At 70.4% G+C, this 15,726-nt stretch carries 15 protein-coding genes, 1 pseudogene and 1 riboswitch; of the genes and pseudogenes, 7 read left to right on the top strand and 9 right to left on the bottom strand.

The window, feature by feature from the left end:
* Window positions 1–2 precede the first annotated feature (2 nt).
* A riboswitch (TPP riboswitch) is annotated at window positions 3–110 on the bottom strand.
* Window positions 111–201: 91 nt separating this feature from the next.
* A complete protein-coding gene (gene rlmN / locus ACIQ9G_RS31425; RefSeq protein WP_403616322.1) occupies window positions 202–1,308 on the bottom strand; it encodes a 23S rRNA (adenine(2503)-C(2))-methyltransferase RlmN in 1,107 nt (368 codons plus the stop codon).
* Window positions 1,309–1,670: 362 nt separating this feature from the next.
* Window positions 1,671–2,708, bottom strand: coding sequence for a S8 family serine peptidase (locus ACIQ9G_RS31420; protein ID WP_403616320.1), 1,038 nt, complete (start codon window positions 2,706–2,708; stop codon window positions 1,671–1,673).
* A gap of 540 nt (window positions 2,709–3,248) precedes the next feature.
* Here ACIQ9G_RS31420 and ACIQ9G_RS31415 point away from each other — a divergent pair.
* The 3 genes and pseudogenes from ACIQ9G_RS31415 (at window position 3,249) to ACIQ9G_RS31405 (ending at window position 4,509) form a co-directional block, all read left to right on the top strand.
* On the top strand, window positions 3,249–3,458 hold the full coding sequence (locus ACIQ9G_RS31415) for a hypothetical protein (protein ID WP_403616318.1): 210 nt from the start codon (window positions 3,249–3,251) through the stop codon (window positions 3,456–3,458).
* A gap of 118 nt (window positions 3,459–3,576) precedes the next feature.
* A pseudogene (locus tag ACIQ9G_RS31410) lies at window positions 3,577–4,305 on the top strand (tyrosine-type recombinase/integrase); the annotation flags it as partial.
* Window positions 4,306–4,350: 45 nt separating this feature from the next.
* Complete coding sequence (locus ACIQ9G_RS31405) at window positions 4,351–4,509, top strand: hypothetical protein (protein WP_403616315.1); 159 nt, start codon at window positions 4,351–4,353, stop codon at window positions 4,507–4,509.
* Between the two features lie 276 nt (window positions 4,510–4,785).
* Here the strand turns inward: ACIQ9G_RS31405 and ACIQ9G_RS31400 are convergent, their stop codons facing one another.
* Entirely contained in the window at window positions 4,786–5,715 is a 930-nt protein-coding gene (locus ACIQ9G_RS31400; protein WP_403616312.1) for a DMT family transporter, read from the bottom strand.
* A gap of 66 nt (window positions 5,716–5,781) precedes the next feature.
* On the opposite strand from ACIQ9G_RS31400, the gene ACIQ9G_RS31395 reads away from it, so the two are divergent.
* The 3 genes from ACIQ9G_RS31395 (at window position 5,782) to ACIQ9G_RS31385 (ending at window position 8,770) form a co-directional block, all read left to right on the top strand.
* Window positions 5,782–6,381 carry a TetR/AcrR family transcriptional regulator gene (locus ACIQ9G_RS31395; protein ID WP_403616310.1) on the top strand — a complete coding sequence of 200 codons (600 nt, stop codon included), beginning with the start codon at window positions 5,782–5,784 and terminating at the stop codon, window positions 6,379–6,381.
* A gap of 417 nt (window positions 6,382–6,798) precedes the next feature.
* A complete protein-coding gene (locus ACIQ9G_RS31390; protein ID WP_403616308.1) occupies window positions 6,799–7,212 on the top strand; it encodes a hypothetical protein in 414 nt (137 codons plus the stop codon).
* 241 nt (window positions 7,213–7,453) lie between these two features.
* On the top strand, window positions 7,454–8,770 hold the full coding sequence (locus ACIQ9G_RS31385; protein WP_403616305.1) for a PP2C family protein-serine/threonine phosphatase: 1,317 nt from the start codon (window positions 7,454–7,456) through the stop codon (window positions 8,768–8,770).
* 126 nt (window positions 8,771–8,896) lie between these two features.
* Here ACIQ9G_RS31385 and ACIQ9G_RS31380 read toward each other — a convergent pair whose 3' ends face one another.
* The 5 genes from ACIQ9G_RS31380 to rpsB all read right to left on the bottom strand — a co-directional run bounded on the left by ACIQ9G_RS31380 (window position 8,897) and on the right by rpsB (window position 13,762).
* The gene (locus ACIQ9G_RS31380) at window positions 8,897–10,090 is read right to left on the bottom strand and encodes a phosphatidate cytidylyltransferase (protein WP_403616303.1); all 1,194 of its coding nucleotides are present in this window, start codon (window positions 10,088–10,090) and stop codon (window positions 8,897–8,899) included.
* Entirely contained in the window at window positions 10,090–10,647 is a 558-nt protein-coding gene (gene frr, locus ACIQ9G_RS31375) for a ribosome recycling factor (protein WP_403616301.1), read from the bottom strand. Before frr ends, ACIQ9G_RS31380 begins: the two co-directional genes overlap by 1 nt.
* A gap of 208 nt (window positions 10,648–10,855) precedes the next feature.
* Window positions 10,856–11,614, bottom strand: coding sequence for a UMP kinase (gene pyrH / locus ACIQ9G_RS31370; RefSeq protein WP_403616298.1), 759 nt, complete (start codon window positions 11,612–11,614; stop codon window positions 10,856–10,858).
* Window positions 11,615–11,817: 203 nt separating this feature from the next.
* Window positions 11,818–12,654 (bottom strand): translation elongation factor Ts, encoded by an 837-nt coding sequence (gene tsf, locus ACIQ9G_RS31365; RefSeq protein WP_403616294.1) that lies wholly within the window; start codon window positions 12,652–12,654, stop codon window positions 11,818–11,820.
* A 151-nt stretch (window positions 12,655–12,805) separates the two neighbouring features.
* The gene (rpsB, locus tag ACIQ9G_RS31360) at window positions 12,806–13,762 is read right to left on the bottom strand and encodes a 30S ribosomal protein S2 (protein WP_403616291.1); all 957 of its coding nucleotides are present in this window, start codon (window positions 13,760–13,762) and stop codon (window positions 12,806–12,808) included.
* Window positions 13,763–14,109: 347 nt separating this feature from the next.
* On the opposite strand from rpsB, the gene ACIQ9G_RS31355 reads away from it, so the two are divergent.
* A complete protein-coding gene (locus tag ACIQ9G_RS31355) occupies window positions 14,110–14,835 on the top strand; it encodes a peptidoglycan DD-metalloendopeptidase family protein (RefSeq protein WP_403616288.1) in 726 nt (241 codons plus the stop codon).
* A gap of 228 nt (window positions 14,836–15,063) precedes the next feature.
* Here ACIQ9G_RS31355 and ACIQ9G_RS31350 read toward each other — a convergent pair whose 3' ends face one another.
* Window positions 15,064–15,621, bottom strand: coding sequence for a TetR/AcrR family transcriptional regulator (locus tag ACIQ9G_RS31350; protein ID WP_403616467.1), 558 nt, complete (start codon window positions 15,619–15,621; stop codon window positions 15,064–15,066).
* Window positions 15,622–15,726 lie beyond the last annotated feature (105 nt).

The following is a 15,726-nucleotide window of genomic DNA, read 5'->3' as shown; positions in this document are numbered from 1 at the left end:
AGCTCGAGTGAAGACCGATCTCCCTACCCAGAATGACCTGGGCGAGGTTCGGAGGGTCTGCGGCCCGATTGCCGCACTCTCAGCGCTGTGGCGCTCCCCTGTCGGAATATGAAGATGTTGATATATGGACGGCCTCAGACTACCGCCCGTCCCCGCCCCGGTGGCACAACCGGTCCCGTCCCGGTGCCGGCCGCCCGGCCGCTACCTCTCCGTGGCGGCGAGCTGCCCGCACGCCCCGTCGATCTCCTGGCCCCGGGTGTCCCGAACGGTGACCGGCACACCGTGGGCGGCGATCGCCTCGACGAAGGCCTTCTCGTCCTCGGGCCGTGATGCGGTCCACTTGGAGCCCGGAGTCGGGTTCAGCGGGATGAGGTTGACGTGCACCGGCTTGCCCTTGAGCAGCCGCCCGAGCCGGTCCCCGCGCCACGCCTGGTCGTTGATGTCCCGGATCAGCGCGTACTCGATGGACAGCCGGCGCCCGGACCTGGCCGCGTACTCGAACCCGGCGTCCAGCACCTCGCGCACCTTCCACCGGGTGTTCACCGGTACGAGGGTGTCGCGGAGCTCGTCGTCCGGCGCGTGCAGGGAGATGGCCAGGCGGCACTTGAAGCCCTCGTCGGCGAACCGGTGGATGGCCGGGACGAGACCGACGGTGGACACGGTGATCCCGCGCTGCGACAGGCCCAGCCCGTCCGGCTCGGGGTCGGTCAGGGCCCGGATGGCGCCGACGACGCGCCGGTAGTTGGCGAGCGGCTCGCCCATGCCCATGAAGACGATGTTCGACAGCCGCGCGGGGCCGCCGGGGACCTCGCCGTCGCGCAGGGCCCGCATCCCGTCCACGATCTGGTGCACGATCTCGGCGGTCGACAGATTGCGGTCCAGACCGGCCTGGCCGGTGGCGCAGAACGGGCAGTTCATACCGCAGCCGGCCTGCGAGCTGATGCACATGGTCACCCGGTCCGGGTAGCGCATGAGCACCGACTCCACGAGGGTGCCGTCGAACAGCCGCCACAGCGTCTTGCGGGTGGTGCCCTGGTCGGTCGACAGGTGCCGCACCACCGTCATGAGGTCCGGCAGCAGCGCCTCCCGCAGCTTGGCGCGCGAGCCGGCGGGGATGTCGGTCCACTGCTCCGGGTCGTGCGCGTACCGCGCGAAGTAGTGCTGCGAGAGCTGCTTGGCACGGAACGGCTTCTCGCCGATCGCGGCGACGGCCTCCTTGCGCTCGGCAGGAGTGAGATCGGCAAGGTGCCGCGGCGGCTTCTTGGCTCCGCGCGGGGCGACGAAAGTGAGTTCTCCGGGCTTAGGCATGGCGCTACCAGTGTCGCAGATCCAATCGGGTGACCTGCGGCTGTCGACCTGGACGACTGTCGTCAGCAGTCGTCACCGGTAGTTACTGAGCGACCTCGGACGGCCCGGAGACGGCCCAGGAATGATCACTCGTCCGCTGCCCGCCACTCATCGAGCCGGACCCTCACCTGGTGGTTGTGTGCGGAGTGCCAGACAACCTCACCACTGACGAAGGCCCTGAGGGCCGGGAGGTTCATCCCGTGCGGCATGGCCGTGATCTCCGCCAGCGCTATGGCGTTCGGCACGCCGTCCATACGTATGAAGACGACGGCCGCTGCCGGTCATCCCCGGAGGCTTCCTCCGGCTCGCTCAAGGCGCCGTGATCAGGCGGCGCCGTACCCCCCGCCCGAGGGGTCGCGCAGTCCGCGAACGCCGTTGGGGGTGCCGATGCCGGTGGGGGCGTCGTATCCGGGCATCGCGGCGAAGCCGTCGGCAGCGCCGGTTGTGATGTCGAAGAAGTTCTGCGGGTGGGCGTAGGGGTAGGAGTTGGGGAAGGTTCCGGGGGTGGGGTTGCCGGCCAGGGCGTACATCCCGGCCATCAGGGGGGCGGAGATGCTGGTGCCGTTGGCGACGAACCAGCCGGTGGAGCCGTTGAAGGGGGTCGTGTCGTACACCGCGAAGTTGTCGGCGACGGCGGAGACGTCGGCGATGGTGCGGTTGGTGCAGATGGTGTCGTGCTGGAAGGCCGGTTTGGGTTCGAAGAGGGAACAGCCGCATCCGGTGCCGTTCCAGGCGCTTTCTGCCCAGCCGCGAGGGTTCTGCGCGCGGGTCAGGGTGGTGCCGCCCACGGCGGTGACGTAGGGGGACGCGGCTGGGTACTGCGTGACGCCTGCGTTGTCGCCCGAGGCGAAGGTGAAGGCTACGCCGGGGTGGTTGAAGTGGAAGTCGAACGCGCCCTCGAACGAGGCCTCGGGCAGGACCCAGCTGTTGGAGATGAACTTCGCGCCTTGAGCGACGGCTTGGTCGACTGCGGTGAACATGTTGGCAGGGGTGGCGTCGTCCGCTTCGACGACCAGGATGTGGCAGTTCGAGCAGGTGGCGCTGATGGCGTCCACGTCGATGGACGACTCGAATGCCCATTCGGGGGCGGTGCCGGACGGTGGAGTGGTGCCGCCGTTCTGGTTGATCACGCGGAGGCAGCGGTTGGTCGTGGTGCACGGCGGGAGGTGGAACTGGCGTCGGTAGACGGCCAGGTCGCTTTCCAGGTTGGGGTTGTGGTAGGCGAGGGTGATGGCCACGGTCCGGCGCGCGCCGTTGGTGCCGGACAGCTTGTAGGCACTGCGGATGTCGGACGGGCCGAGGCCTGCCGGCGTGGCGCCCGGTGGCAGGGATGCGACGGGTCTGAAGTTGGGATTGAGCATGGCCAGACAGGCCGCCCGATGCCAGTTGGCTGTCGGCCGGCAAACTCGCACAGGTGGCAGCGGTTTGGGTCGGCCGGCAGCCGAACCGTGGGCCTGGACGACTGCTGTGCGGTGGTCGGTGGGCGAGCCCTGGGCCTGGGCGGTCGCCGAAGCTGCCGCCAAGCCCACCAGTACGAAGGCCGCGGCCAGCAGCGACCGGATCGGACGCGCGCGGAACATGACACTCCTCCGGGGCCGGACGGGCGGCACCGTTCTCTGGCGGGCTGTCGCCGCCTGGCCTGGGGTTCGCCGCCCTTGACCCGTCCCACCCGGCTTTCCCCGCCGGTCAGCGCAACCCTGCGGCGTCTGCCGCAGCGCCCACTGTCGGCGCCCCGGGTACGAGAGCCGCCCAAGGAGCGCCTGATCGACCACCGGATGGCGCACGGAAACCACCCGTATAGCAGAAGAAGGCCGCCACGCCCGCGACAGGCCCGACCGAACGCCATTCACCACAACTGCACCGGATACGAGGGCTACGACGACATCCGAGAGGGCGCAGGGGTGACGGTGTACGACTCGGCCGGGAAGGTCGTAGCGACCGGCGAGCTCGGCACGGGCAAGCCAAACTCGGCTGCCTGCGTCTTCCGGGTGGCGGTGACGGGCGTTCCAGACGGCTCGACGTTCTACCAGGTGGAGGTTTCCCACCGAGGCAAGATCACCGTTTCGTCGGCAGAGGCTCAGCACGGCGGATTCGCGGCCTCGCTGGGCTGAGAACGCCTACGGCTGGCACTCGTCCCATAGCTGGATGAGTAGCGGACCTGCCGCCTTCAGACTCCACACCGCGTCAACTCCCACCACCCTGCCCGGCTCCCATCCCGTACGCCGTCGCGCCAAATCCGTCCGCCCGCCAGCCGCCGAGCAACGCCGTGTTGTGCCGTGGCTGCCTGCCCAGGTTCGCGCAGTCCGTGCTGCACTCCCCCAGCGCTGCCGGCCCATGGTGGACGTGGGAGCCGGGTGCGGGCTCCGTCAGGGAGAGATCGTGGGACTGGCTGAGGATGCACTCGACTTCGACGGCGGCCTCATTCGGGTGGTCCGTCAGGTGAACCTGATTCGGGGGAGGGCGGTGTTCGCTCCGCCGAAGTGCAACAAGGAACAGGACGTACCGTTGCCGCCCTCGGCGGCCGAGGCACTTCGGGCCCATATGGACGGCTTCAAGCCGACTGGGATCACGCTGCCCTGGCGCAAGCCGGACGGCCCGAAGGTGTCGGCCCGACTCCTGTTCACGAACACCGCGAGCGGACTCGTCTGGCGAAGCAACTTCAACATCCAGGAATGGAAGCCCGCGCTTGCGGCGGCCGGCCTGATCGCGGAAGCCAGGGAGGACGGCAGGCACGAGTCCGCTCGTGAGCACGGTATGCATGCGCTGCGGCACCTCTATGCGTCCGTGCTGCTCGACGCCGGTGAGAGCATCAAGGCAGTCAGCCAGTACCTGGGCCATTCCGATCCGGGACTGACGCTGCGGGTGTACGCGCATCTCATGCCGTCGAGCCAGGAGCGGACTCGGAAGGCGGTGGACGCGGTGTTGTCTCCCGACAGGGACACCGCGCAGTACGGCTGACCTGACGGGCATGCGGGTGACAGGGGTCTGGGAACAATCCCTGGCATGGATGTGTGGGGGACGTTGTTGGCGACCATTGCCGGTGCTGTGATCGCGCTTGTGGGTCAGCAGTACGCCGCTCGCTGGGGCCGTTACTCCGAAGCCATCGAGCGCTTCGTTGCGGCGAGCGGCAACGCGGTACGCCGTCGCCTCACTCAAAGCTGAGTCCGCTCTCGCAGGTGTGGGTCTGCGGCTCACGGCCCAGGCACGGCCCAGGAGCCCGTAGCAGACCCTGCGCCGACATCAAACGTGCTGGTAGGAGCGCTGCCTGCCCGGCATCACTGCCAGTTCTCCGAGCTCAGGCATGGCGGTACCAGTGTCACAGATCCAATCGGGTGACCTGCGGCTGTCGACCTGGACGACTGTCGTCAGCAGTCGTCACCGGTCGTCACTGAGCGACCTCGGACGGCCCGGAGACGGCGCGCGTCCAGTGCTCGTCGATCACGGGACGTGGTCACGGCGGTGGGGACGGCCAGGAGGAGTCGGTTCCACCGGTTGAACGACGCACGGCGGGGCGCCGCGGTAGACGATGGCGACTGCTGCGAGACCGATCACGAGCCCGAAGGCTGTTTGCAGGCCGAAGGGTTCACCGAACATGAGGGCTCCCCAGAGTGCGGTGACGGGGGCCATGAGGAACATGAGGGTGTTGACCTTGGTGACCCCGGAGCGCCTCAGGATGAGCCAGTACATGCCGTAGCCGCCGAACGTGGACAGTACGACGAGCCAGGTGATCGCGATCCAGAACGAGGCCTCGGCGGGCGGCTGTGCGGCTCCCGTGCACGCGGCGAGAGCGCTGAAGACGACGGCGCTTGTGGTGCAGTGGACCGTCATCGCCACCGAGGGAGACGTCGGTGTGCGGGAGCGTCCTTCGATGAACGTTGCGGCGACGAGCGAGAACATCCCGAGGAAGGGCACGAGATAGGCCCACCCGGGGGCGCCGGTACCAGCCGTGGCGTCGGCCGTGGTGACGAGGGTGACGCCTGCCAGCCCCAACAGGAGGCCGAGCCACTGCCTGCGGGAGACGTGTTGGTGCAGTACCGGTCCGGTGAGTGCCCCGGCGACGAGCGGCTGGGTGCCGTCGATGAGTGCCGTGGTGCCGCTGGAGACCCCGAGTTGGATGGCGACGTACACCGTGAGCAGGTAGCCGCTCTGCGACAGCAGGCCGACCAGGGCCTGCTTGCCCAGTGCGCGCGAGGAGATGCCCCGCCACGAGGCTCGGGTGAGGGGGAGCGTTGCGATCAGGAGCACGGCGAGCGGCAGGAACCGCCACATCAGGATCGTGACCGCGGAGGCGCTGCCGGCGCCGAGTTTGGCTCCGATGAACCCTGAACTCCAGCAGACGACGAAGGCGACCGAGGGGAGAACGTTCACACCACACCTCCGGCTATACAGATCGGTATACCTGTCGCACTATACAGATCGGTCTACAGTGGAGGCATGGATGCATCGCACCCCCTGCAACGGGATGGATTGACCCCCGCCGCACAGCGGGTCCTGGACGCGGCCGACAGGCTGTTCTACGAGCGGGGCATCCATGCCGTCGGCGTGGACCTCATCGCCGCCGAGGCCGGGGTGACCAAGAAGACGCTCTACGACCGCTTCGGCTCCAAGGAGCAGATCGTCGTGGCGTACCTGGCCGACCGCGACCAGCGCTGGCGCACCTTCCTCGCCCAGTACCTCGACGTCGCGGGGTCCGAGCCGGGCAGGCGCATCCTGGCCGTCTACGACGCTTCACGCGCCTGGTCGGCCGAGCACAGCTCCAAGGGGTGCAGCATGGTCAACGCCCACGCCGAGATCAGCGACCCGTCCCACCCCGCCTACGCGATCATCACCGAGCAGAAGCACTGGATGCTCGCCCTGTTCACCGACCTCGCCCGCGAACTCGCCCCAGAAACGGCGGAGCACCTCGGCCGGACCCTGATGCTCCTGCACGAAGGAGCTCTCGTCGCACACGGCCTGAGCACCTTCCCAAACCCCTTCGACCACGCCCGCCGGCACGCACACGATCTGGTCGCCGCCGAGGAACATCACCACTGACCGGGGAATGACGGTCGAAGGGACTTCGCGGCTTCCGAAGGGCGCCCACTGGGCAGGCGACATCCGCTTCAGGGGAGCGGCTGGGGTGTCGCATGGATGACCTGCGGCTTTGCCGGCCGCGCCAGTGGGTGACCGGGCACCCTTCGCGGTCCTTGCGCTGTCCAATCTCGTGAACAGAGCCCACCGGGCGTCACCGGACGACCTCGGGGGGCCCAGGGACGGCCCGGGAACGGAGTCGTCCGCGCCGGCGCCTCTCCCGTGTCACTCGTCCGCACCGTCGGGGACGACGACGGGCCCGCCTCCACGGAGGCTGGGACCTGACACAGGTGCGGCGCGCCGCATCTTCGGAATCCCGCTGACCGGACGGATCGCGGCACGGCGGACACGCTCCGCCGAGGAAGGAAGGAGGGGCTCCGCATGGCGCACCGGGCCACGATGACGCCGGGGGCCGCCTGGCCGGCCAGGTGGGCGGGAGTTCTGCTGTGCCTCGCGGTGGCCACCGTCCATGTCGTGGACCAAGGCGGCATCACGGCGACGAGAGACCCCTACTACATCGGCATCGCCTACCACGTCCTGGAGGTCGCGGCCGTGGTCGCCGCCACGCTGCTCCTCGTCGGTCCCGTCCGACTGGGATGGCTGCTGGCGGCCGGGGTCGCCGCCGGCCCTCTGCTGGGGTACGTCCTCTCCAGGGGGCCGGGACTGCCCGGCTACACCGAGGACATCGGCAACTGGACGGAACCGATCGGGCTGGTCAGCCTGGCCCTCGAAGGTGCCCTGCTCCTCCTGTCGGCGCCGATCGTCGTGCGAAGCCTGCGCCGCGGGCCCTCCTAGGCAGGTCGTTGCGCCTTCGACGCAGCCTCGCCATGACAACCCCTGACCGGTCACCCCGGCCGAGATCGACACGCCTCCCGGCGGATCCGGGCCTTTGGTGTGAGTGGCTGCATCCGGGGACCGCATGTGCGTCGAATACGTGCGTATTGGGACGATTGACCCGTTGAGGTGCCAATCGGCCCCTTGTGGTGGTGAAGTCCACCGCGTTCCCTGGAGGGACGGCGGGTGGGGCGTACGGGACGTGCGGCTGGAGGTGGTCGGAGTGCGGGACGTCATCGGCAGGCTGGCGGGCGCCCGCGTCTGGCGTCATCCCGCGACCGTCACGGTTGCGCTGTCGCTCCTCCCGGTGATTTTGCTGGTGGTGGACGTGCTGACGCCGGAGGACATCCGCTTCGGCGCGCTGATGGTGGCGGCGCCCGCCCTCGCGGCCATCTTCTGCAGCCCCACCGGCGTCCTGGTGGTGATCGCGGTGACCCTGCCCTGTGTGGTCAGCGCGTCTGCGGCGAACGGCATTCTCGACAGTGCCAACTTCCCGGTGCAGCTGGGCACCATCGCGCTGATCAGCGTGGCCGCCCTGGCGGCCAGTGCCGTGCGGATGCGCCGGGAGCGGGAACTGGCCCGGTCCCGCTGGGTCGCCCAGGTCACCCAGCGCGTCCTGCTGCACCCGCTGCCGCGCCGGGTCGGCCCCTTCGACGTCGCCTCGCTCTATCTGGCGGCCGATGAGGAGGCCGCCATAGGCGGTGACCTGTACGCCGTCGCCCGCTGCGGCTCGTCCGCGCGGATCCTGCTGGGCGACGTACAGGGCAAGGGGCTGGCCGCGCTGGAGATGGTCAGCTACGTGCTGAACGACTTCCGGCACTCGGTACGCCACGGCAGCCCGCTGCCGGAGGTGGTGCGCGAGCTGGAGACGTCCTTCCGGGAGGAGATGCGCGACCTGTGCGAGGCGGCCGGCACCGCTCCCGGCCCGGGCGCTGCGCGTGACGCGGGCAAGGTCGCCGGCGCCCCGTACGGCACCGACGTGGTGGTCGGCGCGGGCTTCCCGTACGACGCGGACGCGATTCCCAGCGCGGGCAGCCCGCCCGGCGAGGAGTCGTTCGTCACCGCGGTCGTGGTGGAGCTGCCCGACGACGGCCCCATGCGCCTGGCGAATCTGGGGCATCCGCCGCCGCTTCTCCTGCAAGACGGGACGGTCCGCGCCCTGGAACCGAAGGTGCCGGTGCCCCCGCTCGGCCTCGCCGACCTCAACGGCGGGGACGTCGTGGTGGAGGAGGCCGACTTCCCGCCGGGCGCCACCCTGCTGCTCTACACCGACGGCGTGACCGAGGCCCGCGGGCCGTCCGGCGACTTCTATCCGCTCGCCGACCGGCTGCGGCGCTGGACCGCTCTGCCTCCGAACGCCCTGCTGACCGCCGTCCACGCGGATCTGCGGCGGTACGTGGGTGGTGCCCGGCTCACCGACGACGTGGCCATGGTGGCGGTCCGGCGCTCCCCCACCGCGGTCGCCACCGCCCTGGACACGGGCCCCGAGGCCCTCACGGACGCGCTCCTGGAGGACTGACAGCGGCGGAGAGCCACGGACGGAATCCGACGGAAAGTCGGAAGGGACCCGCGGCTACGGCCCCGCGGGTCCCTTCCCTCATGCCCTCCGCACGTACGAGTACCTACCCGTACGCGCCGTCCTCGGTCAGCCGCCCCCTACGAAGAGCACCATCAGCAGCCACACCACGGGCGCGGTGGGCAGCAGCGAGTCCAGGCGGTCCATGATGCCGCCGTGGCCCGGCAGCAGCGTGCCCATGTCCTTGATGCCGAGGTCCCGCTTGATCATGGACTCGCCGAGGTCGCCGAGCGTGGCACTGGCGGCGACGGCCAGGCCGAGCAGCAGACCCTGCCACCAGCTGCCGCCGTCGATCAGGAACTGCATGCACAGCGCCCCGGCCACCATGGCGAAGGCGACCGCGCCGACCAGGCCCTCGCGGGTCTTGCCGGGGCTGATGCGCGGGGCGAGCTTGTGCGTGCCGAAGCGCCAGCCGACGGCGTACGCGCCGGTGTCGCTGACCACGGTCAGCAGCAGGAACGTCAGCACCCGGAACGGGCCGTCCTCGGCGGTGAGCATCATCGCGACGAACGTGGCCAGGAACGGCACGTAGAACGCGGCGAAGACACCCGCCGTGACGTCCCTCAGATAGCCCTCGGGCGGTTCCGTCATGCGCCAGACCAGGACCGCGAGCGCGGTCAGCGCCATCGCGACCCAGGCGCCCTCGGCGTCCCGGACGTATCCGGCGACCACCATCGCGGCACCGCCGACCGCGAGCGGGACGAGCGGCGCCCTGATGCCCTTGCGCTCCTCCAGCCGCTTGGTCAGTTCCCACAGCCCCACGACGACCGCGACGGCGACCACACCGACGAACACGGCCTTGACGACGAACAGCGAGGCGATGATCACGACACCGAGCCCGACACCGACTCCTATGGCGGCGCCCAGGTCGCGGCCCGCGCTCTTCTTCTGCGGTGCGGGCGGCACCGGCTGCGGGGCGTCGGGCATGGGCTCCGGATTCTGCGACACCGGCCCGGGGAAGGACGACGTCTGCGGCGTGTCGTAGGGCCGCGGCCGGACTGCTTCGTACGGCTGCGGCTGCGGCGGGTCGTCGGGGCGGAAGAGGGGGCCGCTCAGCCGAGCGGCCCCCCGGTCGTCATCCTGGATTCCGCCGTAAACGGGCACGTCGGGCACGACGGGCATGGGGCGAGTCTGCTGGGCGTTGTGCGCATCGTACGCGGGACCCGCCGGGACGGCCCCCTGGACCGGACCCTGCACGGGTCCCTGGTCCGCGGGCCCCCAGTACCCGGCCTGTTGCGGCGCTCCCCAGGAAGAGTCGTTCATCAGACCTCGAGCAGCTCCGCTTCCTTGTGCTTCAGGAGCTCGTCGACCTGCGCGACGTACTTCGCGGTGAGGTCGTCGAGCTCCTTCTCCGCACGGCGGCCCTCGTCCTCGCCGACCTCGCCGTCCTTGATCAGCTTGTCGATTGCGTCCTTGGCCTTGCGGCGGACGGAGCGGATGGACACCTTGGCGTCCTCGCCCTTGCCCTTGGCCACCTTGATGTAGTCGCGGCGGCGCTCCTCGGTGAGCTCGGGGAACACCACACGGATGATGTTGCCGTCGTTGCTCGGGTTGACGCCCAGGTCGGAGTCCCGGATCGCCTGCTCGATGTTGCGCAGCGCGCTCTTGTCGAACGGGGTCACGACGGCCATGCGCGGCTCCGGCACGGAGAACGAGGCCAGCTGGTTGATCGGCGTCGCCGCGCCGTAGTAGTCGGCCACGATCTTGTTGAACATCGCCGGGTGCGCACGGCCGGTGCGGATCGCGGCGAAGTCCTCCTTGGCGACCACGACGGCCTTCTCCATCTTCTCCTCGGCCTCGAGGAGGGTCTCTTCGATCACCACTTGCTCCTGCGTGTCTGTGAGTAGGCCCGGCTGCGGTTCCTTGTCGGGGCGGCGGCCGGCTGCGTCGCGTCTTCTTCCTGCACGGTTCCCGACCGGCAGGACATTGTCCATCCCCCGGCCGGGTCCGTCCCGCCCGTCCTCCGGGCAGGTGCCGTTCCGCGGACCGGACGCCTCCGGTCGGTTCCGGAACCGGATGGTTCTCCGGTCAGTCCCGGCTGCCGTGGTCGCCCACGAGCGTGCCGATCTTCTCACCCTTGACGGCGCGGGCGATATTGCCCTCCTTCAGGAGCTCGAAGACGACGATCGGGAGCTTGTTGTCGCGGCACAGCGTGACCGCCGTGGCGTCGGCGACCTTCAGGTCGCGCGTGATGACCTCGCCGTAGCCGAGCGAATCGAACTTCACGGCGTCCGGGTTGGCCTTCGGGTCGGAGTCGTACACCCCGTCCACGCCGTTCTTGCCCATCAGCAGCGCCTCGGCGTCGATCTCCAGGGCGCGCTGGGCGGCGGTGGTGTCGGTGGAGAAGTACGGCATTCCCATGCCGGCGCCGAAGATGACCACGCGGCCCTTCTCCAGGTGCCGCACGGCGCGCAGCGGGATGTACGGCTCGGCGACCTGGCCCATGGTGATGGCGGTCTGGACCCGGCTGTCGATGCCTTCCTTCTCCAGGAAGTCCTGCAGGGCGAGGCAGTTCATCACGGTGCCGAGCATGCCCATGTAGTCCGAGCGGGCCCGGTCCATGCCGCGCTGCTGGAGTTCGGCGCCGCGGAAGAAGTTGCCGCCGCCGATCACGACCGCGATCTGCGCGCCGTCCCGGACGACGGCCGCGATCTCACGGGCGATGGCGTGCACCACGTCCGGGTCCACGCCCAGGCCCCCACCGCCGGAGAAGGCCTCGCCGGACAGCTTCAGCAGAAACCGGCCGGGTACTTTGCCGTCGTCGCTCTTCTGGGCCTTGGTGGTCATGGAGATCCCGCCTCTTTTACGTGGTGCACATACGAAGAAGGCCATTGCCGGTGGGGAATATTTCGCATCCCATGCGCGGCAATGGCCTCCTCGTCAGATCTGCTGTCGTCCGTCACGCGCGCGTGCGTGCGTGACGCATCCGCGAGCCACACGGACGACTGCTGTCGACCCTATCCGGGTCGGGCGTCCGTCGCGGTACGGACTCAGATGCCGACCTTGATGCGCGTGAAGCGCTTCAGGGTGACACCGGCCTCGTCCAGAACCTTCTGGACGGACTTCTTGTTGTCCAGGGCGTACGGCTGGCCGAGCAGGGTGGCGTCCTTGAAGAAGCCGTTCAGACGACCCTCGACGATCTTGGCGATCGCGGCCTCGGGCTTGCCCTCGGCGCGGGTGGTCTCCTCGGCGATGCGACGCTCGGACTCGACGACCTCGGCCGGGATCTCCTCCTTGGCGAGGTACTTCGGCGCGAAGGCGGCGATGTGCTGGGCGACGCCCTTGGCGACCTCGGCGTTCGGCTTGTCGAACTCGACGAGGACACCGATCTGCGGGGGCAGGTCGGGCATCGTGCGGTGCATGTACGCGGTCACGTAGCCGTCGGCGAACTGCGCGAAGCGGTCCAGGACGATCTTCTCGCCGAGGTTGGCGTTGGCCTCGTCCACGAAGGCCTGGACCGTCTTGCCGGCCTCGATCTCGGAGGCGAGCAGGGCCTCGAGGTCGGCCGGGGAGGTCTTGGCGACGTGCTCGGCGATCGTGGTGGCGGCGGCCTGGAACTTGTCGCCCTTGGCGACGAAGTCCGTCTCGCACTTCAGCTCGACGAGGACGCCGGAGGAGTTGTCGTCGGCGATGATCGAGACCACGGCGCCGTTCTCGGCGGAGCGGCCCTCGCGCTTGGCGACGCCCTTCTGGCCCTTGATGCGCAGCGCCTCGACGGCCTTCTCGACGTTGCCCTCGGCCTCGTCCAGCGCCTTCTTGCAGTCCATCATGCCGGCGCCCGTGAGCTCGCGGAGCTTCTTGACGTCGGCGGCGGTGTAGTTCGCCATGAGTCTGTGAGTCTTTCTCGAAGTCTGGAAGATCGAAGATCAGGGGGTCCGCGGTTCCCATGGAGAGGGAGGCCGCTGACGCACCGCTGGCCTACGGGTGAACGGCGGGAGCGCACTTCATGTCGGCGCTCCCGCCGTCAACGCCGACGGGTCAGGCCTGCTTGCCCTCGGCGGCCGGAGCCTCGGCGGCCGGAGCCTCCGTGGCGGGAGCCTCCGCAGCAGGCGCCTCGGCGGCGGGCGCCTCGGCGGCGGGCGCCTCGGCGGCGGCCGGGGCCTCGGCAGCGGGGGCCTCGGCAGCGGGCGCCTCGGCGGCGGCCGGGGCCTCCTCGGCCTTCTTCTCGCCCTCGAGCAGGTCGCGCTCCCACTCGGCGAGCGGCTCGCCCGCGGCCTTCTCGCCCTTGCCCTCGGCCGCGGCGCCGGAACGGGCGATGAGGCCCTCGGCGACGGCGTCGGCGATCACACGGGTGAGCAGGGTGACGGAGCGGATCGCGTCGTCGTTGCCCGGGATCTTGTAGTCGACCTCGTCGGGGTCGCAGTTGGTGTCGAGGATGGCGACGACCGGGATGTTGAGCTTCCGGGCCTCACCGACCGCGATGTGCTCCTTCTTGGTGTCCACGATCCAGACGGCGCTGGGCACCTTCTGCATCTCGCGGATACCGCCGAGGGTCTTCTCCAGCTTGGCCTTCTCGCGGGAGAGGACCAGCAGCTCCTTCTTGGTCAGACCGGAGGCCGCGACGTCCTCGAAGTCGATCTGCTCGAGCTCCTTGAGGCGCTGCAGACGCTTGTAGACGGTCGAGAAGTTGGTGAGCATGCCGCCCAGCCAGCGCTGGTTGACGTAGGGCATGCCGACGCGGGTGGCCTGCTCGGCGATGGCCTCCTGCGCCTGCTTCTTCGTGCCGACGAACATGACCGTGCCGCCGTGGGCGACGGTCTCCTTGACGAACTCGTAGGCGCGGTCGATGTACGACAGCGACTGGAGCAGGTCGATGATGTAGATGCCGTTGCGCTCGGTGAAGATGAAGCGCTTCATCTTCGGGTTCCAGCGACGGGTCTGGTGACCGAAGTGGACGCCGCTCTCCAGCAGCTCCCGCATCGTGACGACGGCCATGGCCGTATCTCCTTGAATTTCTCGGTTGTGCCGCGGAAGCCGGACGGCTTCCGCGCCTGACGCCCGCAACGCGCCGTGCCGCTGAGGACCGAGAGGCGCTGACACCGACCGTCTCCGGCCAGGATGTCGGGGCGTGCGAAGTCGACCCGGTGACCCGGATCGCCACCAGAAGTGTACGGGACACGGGAGGCCCCGGGTGACGCCGCTGTCCACAACCGGTGGGTTGTCCACAGATCCCGGCCGTGATCGGCGGGGTGCGGGACGGTGGGCGCATGGATCACATGCGGACGAGGCCGACGAGTCGGGCGGGCGGGTCGCGGGTATCGCGCGGATCGCCGCTCGGTGCGGTGGTGAGTGCGCTGGTGTCGGTGAGCGTCCTGGCGTCGGCGGGGTGGACGGCTTGGGCGGGTGGTGGTGCCGGCGACGACAGCGGCGGTGGTGCCGGTGGTGGTGGCGGTCCGGCACCGCCGCCCGGGTCCGCGGCCCCGGCGGATCCGGGCGCGCCGGCCCCGGGGGCGCCGGTCCCGGGACCGGCGGATCCGGGGGCGCCGGTCCCGGCCGTGGGCCGCGCGTGGCCCGTGGGGGTGCGTCCCCCGGTCCTGCGGGGCTGGGAGCCGCCGGCGACGGTGTACGGCCCGGGACATCGCGGGGTGGACCTCGGCGCGTCGGCGGGTGCTCCCGTACGGGCGGTCGCCGCGGGCCGGGTGCTCTTCGCGGGGCGGGTCGCGGGCCGCGGGGTCGTCTCCGTGGCACTCACGAACACGGGAGACCCACCCTTGCGGACGACCTACGAACCGGTCCGGGCGTCGGTCGCCGAGGGCGAGGAGGTGACGGCGGGCGAGGTGGTCGGCACGGTCGAGGCGACGGGTTCGCACTGCACGGCCACGTGCGTGCACTGGGGCCTGCTCCGAGGCGACACCTACCTGAACCCCCTGAGCCTGCTCCCGCCATGGCTGCTCCACCCGGGCCCGTCGAGACTCCTGCCGGTCCTGGGAGTGCCGCCGCCCCGCGCCGGGACGAGCACGGGGGCCGGAACGGGGGCAGGGGCGGGGGCGATGCCGCCGCCCCGGTGAGCGCTCCGCGAGGGGCGCGCGGCCCGGCGCGGAGGCGATGCCGCCGGTCCGGTGAGTGCTCCACCAGGGGCGAGGCTGGTGGAGCGGGAGGACGCCGGCCACGCGAGGACTGCGTCGAGTGCCGCTCGGTGGAGGACGGGGGTGCGGAGGCGGGAGGGACGACGGCCGTCCGGACGCCGGGCCGCGTGGGCGAACGCGCGGAGGCGGGAGGGACGACGGCCGAGCGGGTCAGCCGCGCACGCCCCTGAGGGCCATGCTCACGGCCGCCTCCGCGATGGCCGCCGGATCCTCCGCCGCGCCCAGCTCGATCCGGCGCACGGCCGCGTCGACGACTCCCTGGAGCAGCATCGCCGCCAGCCGCGGCTGGGCGTGCCCCAGCTCGGCCAGCGCCTCGACGATCATGGCGATCAGCCCGCCGTGCGCGGCCCGGATCCTCTCCCGGGCCCCCGCGTCGAGCTCGCTCGCCGAGATCGCCACGACGGCCCGGTGCCGCCGGTCCCCGACCAGCTCCAGCTGCTTGCGGACGTACGCCTCGACCTTGGCCTCCGGGCCGGCCGCACGCTCCATCGCCGCCGAGACCTCGGCCGCCCACAGCGGGAAGTCGACCGCGCACAGCTCCTCGACCACGGCGGCCCGGGACCGGAAGTACTCGTACACCGACGAGCGCGCCAGCCCCGTCCGCTCGGCAAGGGCCGGGAAGGTCAGCGCCTCCGTCCCGCCCTCGGACAGCAGGGTCCGCGCCGCGTCCAGCAGGGCGGCTCGCTGCATCGACCGGTGCTCGGCCACGGAGGCCGCTCGAATCCTTGGCACGTCACCCACTGTACGGAGGCGCCCCGCACCGCGGGAGCGCCTTGGGACGACCCGCCCCGGGCCCCGCCCCGTTCGGCCCGA

It is taken from the genome of Streptomyces sp. NPDC096152, assembly GCF_044763235.1.
Taxonomy (GTDB): domain Bacteria; phylum Actinomycetota; class Actinomycetes; order Streptomycetales; family Streptomycetaceae; genus Streptomyces.
Note: the sequence above shows the minus strand (reverse complement) of the source record. Positions and strands in the feature narration are given on the sequence as shown.

What these genes read in the sequence shown, in the direction of transcription:
- rlmN (WP_403616322.1), bottom strand. Translation starts at nt 1,308, where the DNA reads ATGCCTAAGCCCGGAGAACTCACTTTCGTCGCCCCGCGCGGAGCCAAG.
- ACIQ9G_RS31420 (WP_403616320.1), bottom strand. Translation starts at nt 2,708, where the DNA reads ATGCTCAATCCCAACTTCAGACCCGTCGCATCCCTGCCACCGGGCGCC.
- ACIQ9G_RS31405 (WP_403616315.1), top strand. Translation starts at nt 4,351, where the DNA reads ATGGATGTGTGGGGGACGTTGTTGGCGACCATTGCCGGTGCTGTGATC.
- ACIQ9G_RS31395 (WP_403616310.1), top strand. Translation starts at nt 5,782, where the DNA reads ATGGATGCATCGCACCCCCTGCAACGGGATGGATTGACCCCCGCCGCA.
- ACIQ9G_RS31390 (WP_403616308.1), top strand. Translation starts at nt 6,799, where the DNA reads ATGGCGCACCGGGCCACGATGACGCCGGGGGCCGCCTGGCCGGCCAGG.
- ACIQ9G_RS31380 (WP_403616303.1), bottom strand. Translation starts at nt 10,090, where the DNA reads ATGAACGACTCTTCCTGGGGAGCGCCGCAACAGGCCGGGTACTGGGGG.
- pyrH (WP_403616298.1), bottom strand. Translation starts at nt 11,614, where the DNA reads ATGACCACCAAGGCCCAGAAGAGCGACGACGGCAAAGTACCCGGCCGG.
- tsf (WP_403616294.1), bottom strand. Translation starts at nt 12,654, where the DNA reads ATGGCGAACTACACCGCCGCCGACGTCAAGAAGCTCCGCGAGCTCACG.
- rpsB (WP_403616291.1), bottom strand. Translation starts at nt 13,762, where the DNA reads ATGGCCGTCGTCACGATGCGGGAGCTGCTGGAGAGCGGCGTCCACTTC.